The sequence below is a fragment of the Rothia sp. HMSC058E10 genome, assembly GCF_001809415.1.
GTDB lineage: Bacteria > Actinomycetota > Actinomycetes > Actinomycetales > Micrococcaceae > Rothia > Rothia dentocariosa.
Genome location: NZ_KV797619.1, coordinates 94,861 through 109,858 on the forward strand (window position 1 = coordinate 94,861; position 14,998 = coordinate 109,858).

General features: G+C 53.5%; 10 protein-coding genes. 8 read left to right on the forward strand and 2 right to left on the reverse strand.

The window, feature by feature from the left end; translation table 11 throughout:
* Positions 1-128: 128 nt before the first annotated feature.
* The 5 genes from rpoZ (at position 129) to HMPREF2609_RS03400 (ending at position 7,481) form a co-directional block, all read left to right on the forward strand.
* The gene (gene rpoZ / locus HMPREF2609_RS03380) at positions 129-581 is read left to right on the forward strand and encodes a DNA-directed RNA polymerase subunit omega (RefSeq protein ID WP_048754030.1); all 453 of its coding nucleotides are present in this window, start codon (positions 129-131) and stop codon (positions 579-581) included.
* 18 nt (positions 582-599) lie between these two features.
* Complete coding sequence (locus HMPREF2609_RS03385) at positions 600-1,928, forward strand: bifunctional phosphopantothenoylcysteine decarboxylase/phosphopantothenate synthase (protein WP_070535049.1); 1,329 nt, start codon at positions 600-602, stop codon at positions 1,926-1,928.
* Positions 1,929-2,076: 148 nt separating this feature from the next.
* Positions 2,077-3,282, forward strand: coding sequence for a methionine adenosyltransferase (metK, locus tag HMPREF2609_RS03390; RefSeq protein WP_048754032.1), 1,206 nt, complete (start codon positions 2,077-2,079; stop codon positions 3,280-3,282).
* 17 nt (positions 3,283-3,299) lie between these two features.
* Positions 3,300-5,744 carry a primosomal protein N' gene (locus HMPREF2609_RS03395; protein WP_246825555.1) on the forward strand — a complete coding sequence of 815 codons (2,445 nt, stop codon included), beginning with the start codon at positions 3,300-3,302 and terminating at the stop codon, positions 5,742-5,744.
* Between the two features lie 78 nt (positions 5,745-5,822).
* On the forward strand, positions 5,823-7,481 hold the full coding sequence (locus HMPREF2609_RS03400; protein WP_048754034.1) for an SIR2 family protein: 1,659 nt from the start codon (positions 5,823-5,825) through the stop codon (positions 7,479-7,481).
* Positions 7,482-7,493: 12 nt separating this feature from the next.
* On the opposite strand, the gene HMPREF2609_RS03405 is transcribed toward HMPREF2609_RS03400, so the two are convergent.
* Positions 7,494-8,642 carry a glycosyltransferase family 4 protein gene (locus HMPREF2609_RS03405; RefSeq protein WP_070535051.1) on the reverse strand — a complete coding sequence of 383 codons (1,149 nt, stop codon included), beginning with the start codon at positions 8,640-8,642 and terminating at the stop codon, positions 7,494-7,496.
* A gap of 16 nt (positions 8,643-8,658) precedes the next feature.
* Positions 8,659-9,630, reverse strand: a complete 972-nt coding sequence (locus tag HMPREF2609_RS03410) for an alpha/beta fold hydrolase (RefSeq protein WP_070535053.1) — start codon at positions 9,628-9,630, stop codon at positions 8,659-8,661.
* Positions 9,631-9,993: 363 nt separating this feature from the next.
* Here HMPREF2609_RS03410 and leuS point away from each other — a divergent pair, with 363 nt between their 5' ends.
* The 3 genes from leuS to HMPREF2609_RS10530 all read left to right on the forward strand — a co-directional run bounded on the left by leuS (position 9,994) and on the right by HMPREF2609_RS10530 (position 14,991).
* A complete protein-coding gene (gene leuS / locus HMPREF2609_RS03415; protein WP_070535055.1) occupies positions 9,994-12,489 on the forward strand; it encodes a leucine--tRNA ligase in 2,496 nt (831 codons plus the stop codon).
* 137 nt (positions 12,490-12,626) lie between these two features.
* The gene (locus HMPREF2609_RS03420) at positions 12,627-13,574 is read left to right on the forward strand and encodes a DegV family protein (protein ID WP_070535057.1); all 948 of its coding nucleotides are present in this window, start codon (positions 12,627-12,629) and stop codon (positions 13,572-13,574) included.
* A 175-nt stretch (positions 13,575-13,749) separates the two neighbouring features.
* Entirely contained in the window at positions 13,750-14,991 is a 1,242-nt protein-coding gene (locus tag HMPREF2609_RS10530; protein ID WP_083296685.1) for a ComEA family DNA-binding protein, read from the forward strand.
* Positions 14,992-14,998: the final 7 nt, after the last annotated feature.

Consider the following 14,998-nt stretch of genomic DNA (forward strand, 5'->3'; position numbering starts at 1 on the left):
TATTACTGTGCTTTCTCGTTAGGTTACGTGATTTTTACCGAGTTTAGCGGTAGAATATTGCTTTAGTTTTGGCTGAGTTCGTGTACATGAATGTCAGCAGTGTACAAAGACAACATATTGGAGTTTCTGTGGTAAACGAAATCAAAGAGCACGAAGACTACAACTTCGTTGATGGCGTAGCTCCCGAGGGGATTGTGAACCCCAGCGCGGATGCGCTGATTCAGAAGGCTGAGTCTAAGTACGGGCTGGTGATTTTCGGTGCTCGTCGTGCTCGCCAGATTAACGCTTATTACGCGAATCTGCAGGAGAGCGCGGGCGACCACGTTGGTCCTCTGGTTGAGTCTGAGGCTAATGACAAGGCTCTTTCGGTTGCAATGCGTGAAATTATGGCAGATCAGATTGTTGCCGATCACGTGCCGGATGGGCACTTCAACGAAGATGGTTACCTGGTTCCTGAGGAATTCACATCCTTGGGTCTGGGCGACGCCGATTTCGGTGCTATCGAGGAGGAGTACATTCCTGCCGGTACCGAAGAGGTTATTGCTCTTGAAGAGGTTGTTATTGACGACTCCGCTGAGTAAGGAACGTTTGTAAATACCATGCGCATTATCGTTGGTATTGGAGGGGGCATTGCCGCATATAAAGCGGTAATGCTCCTTCGTCTTTTCGCAAAAGATGGGCATGAAGTTATTGCCATGCCCACCGAAGCTGCCCTGGAGTTTGTGGGTAAAGCTACCTTCGAGGCCCTGAGCGGTAACCCGGTTTCCACGAGCGTTTTTGAGCGTGTGCCTGAGGTTAACCATGTTCGCCAGGCCGAGCTTGCGGATGCGATTGTTATAGCACCGGCAACCGCCGATCTGATGTCGCGGTTGGCGGCGGGACGATGCGATGATTTGCTTTCTGCTACAGTGCTGACTACCCATGCACCGGTGATTATGGCTCCCGCTATGCACACTCAGATGTGGGAACATCCGGCAACGCAAACGAATGTGCAGGCTTTGCGCGAACTTGGGTATCACGTAATTGAACCGGCGGTTGGGCGTCTAACGGGTCCCGATTCGGGTGTGGGCCGCATGCCGGAGCCGGAAGATATTTTTGAGGCGGCACAGCGCGTAATTGCCGAGTTCTCGAAGGGGGAGCAGCATCCTTCGCAGATTCCGGGGTATACGCCCACGCGCCTGGTAAATGCTGGCTCGGCGGAAGAGCCTAGCAGCTCATTTGCATTAGGTATTGAGCCTGAGCCTGGAATTTTGGCGGGGAAACGCATCGTGATTACGGCGGGAGGCACCCGTGAGGCCTTGGATCCGGTGCGTTTTTTGGGTAACCGCTCAACAGGTAAACAGGGTGTAACTTTAGCCCAGGCTGCGCGTGATCTGGGAGCATCGGTACATCTAATTGGTGCTAATCTTGAAGTCCCCGCGCCCAAGGGCGTACAGGTAACCCGAGTGGTGAGCGCCCGTGAACTACGCGATGCCGTGCTGGAAGCTCAGAACAACGCCGATATGCTTATTATGTCTGCAGCGGTTGCAGATTTTCGGCCTGCCGAATACGCCGAGTACAAGATTAAGAAGACCGCAGATTCTTCGGACGCTCCCACGATTCAGCTGGTACGCAACCCGGATATTCTGCGTGAAGTCGTGGAGCTTCGACAGAAGACAGGTGCCGGTGCGCACTTGATTGTGGGTTTTGCCGCAGAGACTGGGTCAGCTGAGCGAACCCCGCTTGAGCTTGGGCGCGAGAAGCTGGCGCGTAAGGGCTGCGATTTTCTGGCTCTCAACACGGTGGGCGTAAATCAGGGTTTCGGAACCGATGAGAATACGATTACGTTGCTCTCTTCGTTCACAGATCAGGAACCTGTTTTTTCAGGCTCTAAACAAGTCGTTTCCGATCAGATATTGCGCACTCTTGCACAGTATGTAAAGCCCTGAAGAAAACATAAATACGCCTAAGGTGCAGCCGATTGAGTTTATGGCTGCCTCCCTCCGAACCCGTGTAACGTTCTGTCATAATTGATACACGAGTTCACATCCTTGGGTACTGTATCCCGCGTGCCCCAAACCTAGTAGAGTAGAAACCGTGAGTAATAACCATCTACGCCTTTTCACCAGCGAGTCGGTGACTGAAGGGCATCCCGATAAAATTTGTGACCAGATTTCTGATGCGATTCTTGACGGCATTATCGCGCAGGATTCCACCGCGAACGTTGCTGTCGAAACAATGGTAACAACCGGACAGGTTCATGTTGCTGGCGAGGTGACAACCTCAAGCTATGTTGAGATTCCATCGATCGTTCGTGAAACTATTCTAGGTATTGGCTACGATTCATCGACCCGCGGTTTCGATGGTGAATTCTGCGGCGTATCGGTATCGATTGGTGAGCAGTCACCCGATATTAATGCTGGTGTGTATGAGTCTTTAGAGGCTCGCAGCGGTATCGCAGTTGATGATTATGACCGCCAGGGTGCGGGCGACCAGGGCATTATGTTCGGGTACGCTTCGAACGAGACGAACGTATTGATGCCCGCACCGATTTGGCTGGCGCATCGTCTCTCGGAACGTCTGACGAATGTTCGTAAAAACGGTACGCTGGTGAACCTGCGCCCGGACGGCAAAACTCAGGTCACTTTGGGGTATGACGCCGATAATAAGCCTGTTTCGGTTGATACCGTGGTGGTTTCTAGCCAGCACACCGCCGATTACGATTTAGCGGATTTGCGTGCGGATATTATCAAACACGTGATTACTCCGGTGCTGGATGCCGCCGAGTTTGATAGCTCGAACACGAAGTTTATTGTGAACCCTGCCGGTCGTTTTGTGCAGGGCGGTCCCGTAGGCGATGCCGGTTTGACCGGTCGCAAGATTATTGTTGATACCTATGGCGGTTCGGCTCGTCACGGCGGCGGCGCGTTCTCGGGCAAGGATCCCTCGAAGGTCGATCGTTCTGCGGCATACGCTATGCGTTGGGTCGCCAAGAATATTGTGGGCGCTGGTCTTGCCGACCGTGCCGAGGTTCAGGTCGCTTACGCTATTGGGCAGGCGGCACCTGTGGGCCTGTACGTCGAGACTTTCGGAACCGAAAAGGTTGATCCTCTCAAGATTGAAAAGGCTGTGCGTGAGGTCTTTGACCTGCGCCCGTTAGCGATTATCAATGACCTTGATTTGCGCCGACCCGTCTATAAAAAGACCGCGGCTCACGGTCACTTCGGCCGCAATGAACCCGAGTTTACGTGGGAGCGCTTGGACCGTGTTGAGGCTCTGCGTTCGGCGGTTTCAGCATCCTAATGCGTGGACCTGCGGGTATGCAGCCCAGTAAAGTGGATGCTCAGAGTCCTACCGATACTTCGTCGATGAACGTATCAGAATCTGAGCCCGCTCAGCAGGAATCCCTGCAACAGCCTGATCTGTTGCAGGGATTTCCTGCTCTTCGCGATGCCCTGATTCCTCCCGAGTCTGAGCCTGTTGATGTGCATCAGCGGCTTGCTCAGAGCGGGGTGCCGTACCCGGTGGCTCGGGTTCGGTTGGATAATACGCTGCCGCATCTTGACCGTACCTTTGACTACCAGGTTCCCGCTGAGCTGAGCGAAGATGCGGTTCCCGGCGCTCGTGTGCGTGTGCGGTTCGGTTCGCAGCGGGTTACGGGTTTTATTGCGGAGCGCGCCGAAACGACCGATGTTGCTAAGGGTCTGCAGCCGCTTTTATCGGTTCTGTCTCGGATCCCTGCGGTTTCTGCCGAGATTTTTGATCTTGCAGAGGCGCTTGCCGATCGGTACGCCTCAACCGTGGCGAATGTTTTGCGGCTTGCGGTGACGCCGCGCGTGGCATCTCTTGATAAACAGTACGCGCAGTTTTTGCCTACGTTCTCTGAGCTCACGGGACTGCCGCAAGGATCTGATGAAACCGCCGATAAGGCGGAAGATAGCGTTTCTGAATCGGTCGCCGAAGATGGCTTAGATACCGACCACGAGCCGCAGGAGGAAGTTTCCGAGGAATTACCGACCAGTGGTTCGCCCTCTTTGACCGACGATATTCGTGGTTTCCTCTTGGGCGGTTTCGCGCCCTACCAGATTCACCCTCTTGCCACCCAGGTTTCGGCGGAGGACTCCCGTGCCTTTAGCGATTATGAGAATGGCGCTGAGTTTTTAGAGGATCTAGCGGCTGGGTCCCCGGCGCGTGCGGTCATGAATGTGCTGCCCGCGCATCCTGAGTTTGATTGGGCTGAGCTACTGGCTATTGCCGTGGTAACGGCGGCTGCGAATGGCCGTGGTGCCTTGGCGGTGGCTCCCGATCAGAAGACTCTCGACAGGCTTGAGTCCGCGCTGAAACGTCGGGTGCCGGCGGGTGCTTATGTTCGGTTGAGTTCGAGTGATAAACCGCATAGTCGGTATCACGCCTATCTGAAGGCGCGCCTGGGGTTGGTGCCTATTGTGATCGGCACTCGTGCAGCAGCCTACGCACCTGTTGCCAACTTGGGGCTGGTGGTGTGCTGGGATGACGGTGATCCTTCGCTCGTGGAGCGCCGTTCGCCCTATTGTCATGCGCGCGATGTGCTGTTATTGCGCGCCCAAGCAACGGATGCGGCGGTCCTGTTCGCTGGGTACGCAATGAGCAGCGAATCGGCACGATTGGTACGCACCCGGTGGGCTTCGCATGTGCGGGCACCTCGGGCGACGGTGCACGAGTTTTCGCCGCGCATTTTTTCGACGGGCAACGACTACCAGTTGGCGCGTGACCCGTTGGCGGCTGTGGCGCGTATTCCTCGGTTGGCGTTTGAGCGTGCGCGTGAGGCTCTGCAGCACGGCCCAGTGCTGGTGCAGGTTGCGCGCAGCGGCTATGTTCCGTCGTTTTCGTGCCAGCGGTGCCGCATGCCCGCGCGCTGTAATACGTGCCGGGGGCCACTCTCACTAGCGGCGGGTGCTTCGGTGCCGAGTTGTTCGTGGTGCGGGCGTTTAGCGCAGCAGTGGCGGTGCGCCGAATGTGGGTACGATCAGTGGCGTTCGGGCACCGTGGGGGCTTTGCGTACCGCGGAGGAGCTGGGGCGCGCCTTCCCGGGTGTCCCGGTAATTTCTTCAGCGGGGGACCATGTGCGCGCTTCGGTGGGTGCCGAATCTGTGCTGGTGGTGGCGACCCCGGGGGCTGAGCCGGTGGCGTTTGGCGGTTATGCGGCGGCGTTGCTTTTGGATGCCGATTCTATGCTGCGTTTTGATTCTTTGCGTGCCCCGGAGGCCGCGTTGCGGCGCTGGTTTAATGCGGCCGCGCTCGTGCGTTCTGCGGCTCAGGGCGGGATTGTAGTGACGACTGCCTCGCCATCGCAGGTGGAGCAGGCGTTGGTTCGGTGGGACCCCACATGGTTTGCCCTGTATGAGCTGGATGAGCGGTCGCAGATCGGTTTGCCCCCGGCGGTACGCACATCGGCCATTACGGGTACCGAGGACGATGTTCAGGCATTCCTGGCGAAGCTGAACCTGCCGGAAGACGTTCGGGTAACCGGACCCGTGCCGCTGGATGAAGATTACTTTACACATCAATCTGCCGGTGTCGAGAGCGGGGGAGAGGGCGATATATCTGAGCCTTCACCGTCGGCGGCTGAGGAAGCGGTGCCCGGCGACTGGCGCGCCATTCTCTTCTTCACCTACGCTCAAGCACCGCAGGTCACCCACGAGCTGCGCTCCGTGCGTGCGGCACTCTCAGCGCTAAAGCGTGTCGGAGCGGTGCAGGTCCGTTGTGATGGGCTAGATGTGGTGTAAGTATAAAAATTATTATGCTAGTATACTTTATATTTGTATACAGTGTTACAATATGTATTATGTGATCGAGAGGAAATTATGGACATAAAAGAGGAATTAAGAAAACTCCTTAAAGGGAAAAATTCTCCATTTCTATTTATAGGCTCTGGATTTTCAATGCGCTATGCAGGTACTCCAACATGGGAGGCTTTGCTAAAAGAAATAGCTAATTTATCTGGGTTAGAATATGGGTATTATGCACCTAATGGTGAAGAACTTCCCCAAGTCGCTTCAGCCTTATCTGAGCGTGTCCGTGAAGAATGGTGGAATGGTACAGCATTAGAAAAATATATAAATAATGCAGGAGGCAAAGATATTGGTCGTGGTGAGCAGAGTGCACTCAAATATATTGCATGCCAGATTATAGAAAATAGAGTAAAAAATAGCGGGTTCTGTAATAGAGATACCTTAGATCCAATTCTTCAAGAAGAACTAACTCAATTTTCTACAATAAATGTCCCAGGAATTATAACTACAAACTATGATTCACTTCTTGATACGATATTCCCCGGATACTCAGTGTATGTAGGTCAAAATGAGATGCTCATGTCTCCAATACAGGGTGTTGGTGAAATATATAAAATACATGGAAGTGTCAGTAACTATGAATCTTTAGTTCTAACAAAAGAAGATTACAAAAAATTTGATGACCGAGGTGCTTATTTAACATCTAAAATATTAACTATGTTTGTGGAAAATCCGATCATATTTATAGGATATTCAATAAGTGATCCAAATATTAAGAAAATACTTTCATCTATAATTATATGCCTCGAAGGACATCCAGATTCAGCAAAAATATATGACCTACAAAACCAACTAATATTCATTAGGTGGTCAAAATCCGGCAATGAGTCACGAGAAATTTATCGTATATCTGTAGGAAAACATGACCTTCAGATTCCATGTATAAATGTATCAAATTATATTGATTTATACTCATATTTATCTGAAACTAAACAAAAAGTTTCTGCTCCTGTCATGCGGCTATTTAAAAATCAATTATACGAGCTAGCAACAGAACATGATCCAAGCTCAAAAATTGCATCAATAGATATTGAAGAATTAGAAAAACGAATTGAGAAAAATCAAGATATAGATCTTGAATTTATCGTTGGTATCGGCGTTCGTGAGAAATATCTTGCGAACACCGGATTGCACGAGGTAAAAAGTTCTCAATTTATCCATGAATATCTCTGGGGCAGTAAAATTCAGTGGGGTGCCAAACAGAGAATTGAGTATGTATCAGACAAAAAACGACTTCGTGCGTGGATGCCAATCCATAAATACCTCGCCGAAATTACTGAGGAAGATCTAAACGATCTGCTAACTAGATCGGCAAGTAAAGATATAAAAAAGAATATTCAAGAACGGATTACCCGTGTTAAAACCAAAATATCCTCTGCTTCAACACGGAAGTTCTTTCAAGAAAAGATAAGTAAAAGTGAATTAACTTTTGAAAATATTATTAACTATAACATGCAAGATAATTCAAAAATTTCTTATGAAAGTCGCTTGAATGCTATATTTAAGCTTGAAAAGAATAATATAAATTCTGATGAATTCGAAAAATATCTTAGAGATATATGGGACGATCTGCCCAATAAACCCGCTACTTTAAAAGCAAAAGCCGTGTGCTTTCTCGACTACCTTAAATATTCAGACAGTTCAGATGCAAAATTACATCTAATAGATTAGATAACCTTAACTTTATTCTTGTAGAGAATTTATGATTCGTACCAGCTTCAACGCCGAGTCCCGCCAGGAATAGTGCGAGGCATCCTGCAGGCCTTCGAGGATCACGCGGTCACGTACTGTGTCGTTTTCGAGGGAGCGGATCGCCTCAACCCAGGCGGGCGCATCCGCCTGTGGATCCTCTGTGACAGGAGCGAAAACGGCGTGCGGGGCGATCTCGCGAAAAATATCGATATTGCTAATCACGGCGGGGCAGCCCGCCGCCTGAGCCTCCACCACAGGCAGCCCATACCCCTCAGCCCGTGAAGCCGTCACCAGTGCGTGCGCAGACTCCAGCAGCTCCGCATACTCTTCATCAGAGACCCCGTTGTGCACCACCACTTTCGAGCCTGCCGCCAGGGGAGAGAGCAGCCCCTGATCTTCAAGCTCGGCACGGCGCGCATCCGGCATCTTCGACAGCAGATGCAGCGTGTACCCCGGCAGCTCACGCATGGCGTACAGCAGAGTCTCAACATTCTTATACGGCATGAACGAGCCCATATACACTAGGTGCCTGCTTGCACCCTCAGCCCGTGACTTCGCACGGCGCAGGGCCTCATCCTCGCTCACCACAGACCCCGGCTGTGGGGCGTTCGGCACCACATGCAGCGGCTTCTCCGTCAGTCGGTGCTCACGAATCAACCGCGCCGTAGACTCCGAAACCGTCACCACGGCATCTGCCCGGTTCAGCAGTATGCGCTGCGGTGTATAGCTCTTATGGAACAGCCGCCACCCCGCACGCACCGGTGCAGGCAAAAATCCCGGAGGAGTCGGGTGCGCATAATAAATCAGGTCATGCAGGGTCAGCACCAGCTTGAACTTACGCCCTACCGAACCGATCGTCTGCATAGGGGAAAACACCACATCCGGCTTGTACTTGTTGAGCTGAAGAGCCGCAGTCGGTTCTAAGGGGCCGGTCGGCGAACAAATCTTCACGTGCGGCAAATCCGGGAGCATCTGCAGCTGGCGTTCATCACTAATCACCATCACCAACTGCAGATCGGCGACCTCGGGAGCATTGGAATCCATCAGGTCCTTCAACGCGCCCAACAGCGAAGCGGTATACCGGCTAATGCCGTCGTGAAAGCCAATACGTGTATAACGGGCGTCAACCATAAGTTTCATAGGATTCTCCTCGGGATTACACCGTAAAATCTTCGTGCGTGAACTCTGCAATCAAACCTGCCGCCGCTGTAGGCGTCTCATAATGAATCAAATGCCCAACCTCAGGAATCATCTCAAAACGTTCACCGGGGGAGTGCGGGCGCCCCTCAAGCGCGGCAAACATTGTGCGCGCCGTCTGCGGGGTACCCAAATCATCGTCTTCGGCAACAAGCATCTGCACGGGAACTTGAATCTGCGGGGCAAACTCGGCGGCGGTTGCCGAAATCGAAACCTCATACGCCTGCAAAACACCCTTACGCGATCCGAAAGACCCAAAATATGCGGCGTGCTGGTTATTGATAAAGCGGCGCATGGCGGGTTCGCGGGTGCGCATCATCAGCTCGCTCGTCACACGGGTAATCAGCTGCGAACGCAGCAATGGATAGCCAATTTTTTCGGGAAGCGCCGCGCCCACGCGATAGTAAAACGATGCCGCTCGCGAGGCAATCTTCTGTGACCCTTCGAGTGCGGGCTCGCTAATGGGGTTAATGAGCGTTAGGCGGTCAAGTCCATGTGGATATTCGGCGGCATAAGCGGCGGTTACGATAGATCCAAACGAGTGTCCTACCACGTGAATATCAGAGCCATCAGGGCATGCAGGGTTTATCTGCTCAATAAGCGCGTGCAGCCATGCGGTATAGCCCTGCAAAGAAACAGTCATGGGCAGGTCTTCTGAACGCCCAAAACCCGGTAAGTCAGGGCTGATAATACTAGCTTCGGGTAAAAGCTTCAGAAGCCTGTTCGCAATAATCTCAAGCCCGTGATGATCGCCGCGGAACCCGTGAATCAGCAGGATCTTTGGAGAGCTTTCGACAGGAAAAACGCCGGTGTTCATGCCCGCACCGTACTGCCAATACCGTGTAGTTGCCCCAAGAAGCTCTATTTCAAATCTGGTGCCCGGGATGAGTGCCCCCGGCACACCTTCAAGAACGGTACTGGGTGATGTCACGGCGGGTGCCTTTCGTGTGTTGCGGGCTCGGTCGCTGTAAATCCCTGCGGGAGATTCACGGAGGGCGTGCGTAAACCGGCTTACGCACACAATGATTTCTCTCAGTGTACGTGGAATTTCTGTGTAGGTGCTGGAGATTTAGATGAAAAGTCAAACAATATTCAGAGTTTTTCGTCGTATACGGCTAAAAATGGTTTATACGCGCGGGGGTAATCGGGCGGAAACGAAGGCGAAGCGGGCGCGGACGGTGGGCATCCACGATATGAAACGGGAACTCGTGAGTTTATGAATACATCAAGAAACCTTTGTGGGTACACGCTAGAATAGGTTGGTTAGCGAAAATCAAACGTCAAAGGAATCGTAGTGTCTGCTGAGGTAGAGACCGAACGCACCGAGAATGCGTATGACTTCCGTGCACAGGAAGCGAAATGGCGCCCCTACTGGGAAGAAACGGGTGTCTTCAAGCCAACCGGCAACGCCGCGAAAGGTCGCCGCTATGTGCTAGACATGTTTCCGTACCCCTCAGGCGACCTGCATATGGGCCACGCAGAAGCGTTTGCTATTGGAGACATGAATGCCCGCTACTACAAGCAGCGCGGCTACGATGTTCTGCACCCCATCGGTTGGGATTCTTTCGGTTTGCCCGCAGAAAACGCTGCTATCAAGAACGGTACCCACCCAAAAGAGTGGACCTACAAGAATATTGACACGCAGGCAGAATCTTTCAAACGCTACGCTATCGCAGTGGACTGGGATCGACGCCTGCACACCTCAGACCCCGAATACTATAAGTGGACCCAGTGGCTTTTCGAGCAGTTCTATAAGAAGGGCTTGGCCTACCGCAAAGACTCGATGGTGAACTGGTGCCCCAAAGATCAGACCGTGCTCGCGAACGAGCAGGTGGTTAACGGTGCCTGTGAACGATGCGGCACCACGGTTACTAAGAAGTCGCTAAATCAGTGGTACTTCAAGATTACTGACTACGCCCAGCAGCTTCTTGACGATATGGAGCAGCTTGAGGGCAAATGGCCCGAACGTGTTCTGCTGATGCAGCGGAACTGGATTGGACGTTCCGAAGGTGCTGAGGTTCGTTTCAAGATTGAGGCTACCGAGGCGCAGCCTGCCGAATCCTTCACGGTCTTCACCACCCGCCCAGATACCCTCTACGGTTCAACCTTTATTGTTGTTGCCGCTGACTCGACCTTTGCCGAGAAGATTGTGGCACCCGAACAGGCACAGGCGCTAGAGGACTACCGCGAGCAGATTAAGGCGCTCAGCGATATTGACCGCCAGTCTTCCGAGCGTGAAAAGACCGGTATGTTTACTGGGCGCTACGCAATCAACCCGCTGAACGGCGCAAAGCTGCCGGTCTGGGCTTCCGATTATGTGCTTGCCGATTATGGTACCGGCGCTATTATGGCGGTGCCCGCGCACGATCAGCGCGACCTTGACTTCGCCAAGAAATTCGACCTGCCGATCGTGACGGTGCTCGATGTTGAGGGCGAGGAAGACCCAGCCGAGTCGGGTATCGCCACTGCGGGCGATGGGGTGCTCATTAACTCCGGTGAGCTAACCGGACTTCCTAAGGCAGAGGCTATTGCGAAGGCTACCGAGCTGGTTGAGGCTGCCGGCACCGGCGAAGGTAAGGTTATTTACCGCCTGCGCGACTGGTTGCTCTCGCGCCAGCGTTTCTGGGGCACGCCTATTCCCGTGATTCACTGTGAGGACTGTGGCGAGGTACTGGTTCCTGAAGAACAGCTGCCGGTTCTGCTCCCAGATAATCTGCGCGGTGAACAGTTAGCTCCCAAGGGACAATCACCCCTTGCTGCCGCCGATGATTGGGCTATAGTTCCCTGCCCACAGTGCGGTAAGAGCGCCCGCCGCGATTCCGACACGATGGATACCTTCGTGGATTCCTCCTGGTACTTCCTGCGCTATGCTTCGCCCCGCTACGCCGAAGGCCCCTTCGACCCGCAGGCGATCAGGGAATGGGGCGCGGTCGATATGTACGTGGGCGGTGTGGAACACGCAATTCTGCACCTGCTGTACGCGCGTTTCTTCACCAAGGTTATTCGCGATCTGGGGTTGATTGAGCATAGTGAACCGTTCAAGGCTCTCATGAATCAGGGTCAGGTTCTCAACGGCGGTAAGGCCATGTCGAAATCGCTGGGCAATGGTGTAAACCTGGGTGAGCAGCTTGATAAATTCGGTGTGGATGCAGTGCGCACTACCATGATCTTCGCTTCGCCGCCCGAAGATGATGTGGACTGGGCGGATGTTTCGCCCGCCGGTTCGCAGAAGTTCTTGGCGCGCGCATGGCGTATTGCTCAAAACGTTACCTCCGAACCTGGTGTGGATGCGGCATCCGGCGATGCGAACCTGCACAAGCTGGTGGCGCGTACCATACACGATGTGAAGCAGCTTCTTGACGCGGGCAAGTTCAACGTGGTGGTCGCCAAGACTATGGAGCTGGTGAACGCTACCCGTAAGGCTATCGATTCGGGCCCTGGGGGAGCAGACCCCGCGGTGCGCGAAGCCGCCGAAACTATTGCGATCTTATTGTCACTCTACGCGCCGTACACCGCCGAGGACATGTGGCACGCGCTGGGATACGATAACCCGGTGCTGACCGCAGGTTTCCCGCAGGTAGATGAATCCCTGCTCGTGGATGATACCGTCACCGCAATCGTACAGATCAAGGGCAAAGTTAAGGCGCGCCTTGAGGTATCAAAAGATATTTCTGAAGCTGAGCTTGAAAAACAAGCCCTGGAGGACGAGACTATCGCGAAGCTGGTGGAAGGCTCCGAAATCCGTAAGGTGATTGTGCGAGCCCCCAAACTGGTGAATATCGTCATCTAGAGTTTTCAGAACGTTGATGCGGTGCCGCCGGAAGAAAACTTTTCGGGTTTTTCTTCCGGCGGCACCATTCTTTTTAGCTATGATGAGAAAGTCGGTTATTGCAAATTGCCGTATTTTTAAGATTCAGGAGGTACCTTATGGGACGCATCGCTGTCGTGACAGACTCAGCCGCTGCTATTGCTCCTGAAATTCTTAAGGAGCGGCAAGAACGCGGTGGCTTTGCTGTGGTACCCATGCCGGTATCCGTTCAAGAGACGCCCGCACGCGCAGGCATCAGGGGCACACGAACCGAGACGAATACCCGCGATTTAACCGGTCTTAGCCTCGAGGAAATTGACGAAGCCATTTTAATGGCGCATGTCCTCGGAAATACGGTCAATACCTCCGGCCCTGCCCCCGGTGTCTTTGCCGATACCTACGATGCCCTCGTTGATGAAGGGTACGAGCATATTCTGTCGATACACCTCTCGGGAGAGCTCTCTGGAACCGTTGAGTCAGCGCGAGTGGGTGCGCAGCTTTCTAAAGCGCGAGTGACCGTACTTGATTCCCGTACCGTCGCCGGAGCCTATGGGCATGCGGCATTGCACGCCCATGATATAGCCGATATTTGCGATAGTCCTGAGGAACTTGCCGAAGTAGTTACCGGTATATGCGCCGAGACCGACATTTATTTCTACATTCCTACTCTCGATGCGCTTCGCCGCGGGGGTCGTGTCTCGCCCGCGTTGGCGATGGTCGGGCAGATGTTCCAGATCAAGCCTATCGGCACGGTCGCGGATGGAAAACTGACCTATGTTGAGCGCCCCCGTACCGCAACGCGCGCGAAAGAACGCCTCACGCAGATTATTCGTGACGTTTGTACTAAGCACCAATCGGTAAAAAAGCATCCTGCAGCTACGGCTGCGCAGCACAGCGTACGACCAACCGGTCACGTGGTAGCGCTTCACCATATGGGGAACCTTGCGGAGGCTAAAGCCTTGCAAGATTCGTTGGGCGCCTTCGCTTCGGACACGGTTCTCAGCTCTCTCCCGCCCGTATTAGCAGCGCATTCCGGACTGGGAGCACTTGCCGCTGTCATCTATTAGCCATACGATGTGAGAATGTCATTTTTCTTTGTGTAGCCGCTAAAATTACCCGATTCACCCGCAAAAATTGGCGCAATCCCTGTGGATAGCCGGTTTTTGTGTCCCACTCGGATAGTTATCCACAGAATATAGGAATCGCTCGGCAGACGAGCAAGCACACGGCTAGGCTTGCACTATGACCCGCGATAACGCCCACCAAGCATTTCATCCACTAAGCTCTTCTATGCAGACGCTAACCGAAAGAGCCGAGACGTCGTTACAAGCACAGGAAGCTCAGACAGAGAAGCAAAGCCCGTATGAGATCTGGGATGACGAGCCCACAGAACGCCTTATGCCGCATGATGATTTTGCGGAAGGGTCTGCTTCTTCTGCCTCGGTGGGGAAAAGCCCTCGAAGACTCTACTCAGATTCTTACGAACAAACCGTGTATGAGCAGCATGAGTCGGCATCTGAACAGCTCTTAAGACGAGTTAGACAACGCGCCACTCATAGCACCGAACCAGACGATTTGGCGGAAAGCTACTACGAGGGCACGCAGCAGCAGATCTCCACGGTAAAACCTGCGCACAACCCTGCCAATGAACAGCGCGGTGAGCGCACTACTCACGTTATTGCACAGCGTGAGAATATGCCCGAAGAGCTCATTCAGGATGAATGGGACGAATGGGAAACACCAGCGAAAACCCGTGCTTTCCGGTGGAAGATTCCGCCCTATGCCGTCTTCGTTTTAGCCTTGGGCGTTCTAGGAATTATTCTCTGGGGGTTGCTAGGATTTACACCCACTCCGCAAGCAAACGAAGAGTCTACCAGTAGCGCCCAGGTGGCGGCACCAGGGGTTAGCTCATCCGTACTTCCGAGTGCCGCCCCCTCAGATTCATCTGCGCAGAATAAGGGTCCGAATAAGAATGGCACCATTCGAGTGCATATAGCTGGAGCAGTCAAAACTCCTGGCGTGCAAACGCTCCCTGCTGATGCCCGCGCCATTGATGCCCTTGAAGCCGCAGGAGGTGCAACCCCGGATGCCGACCTCAACCGGGTGAACCTCGCGGGCAGCCTTAGCGACGGCACACAGCTTTACATCCCCAAGACAGGGGAGACCGCTGCACCGGCACTTGCCGCACCAGCCGGAGGAAACAGTGCTTCACCCAACGGTTCTCCGGGAACCGCGCAAAATCCTGCGGCACCGCAATCTTCCGCGGGCACTGGGCAGCAGAGCGCACCGGGTTCTCCTATCAACCTGAATACTGCGACTGCCGAGCAGCTGCAGACTTTGCCGCGCATTGGTCCTTCTCTGGCCGCCCGCATTATTTCTTGGCGTGATGCTCACGGAGGCTTCAAAAGTGTTGATGAACTGGATGCGGTACCCGGCATCGGTCCCTCTCTCATGAGTTCGCTACGCCCGCTCGTCACAGTCTAAATCCGTT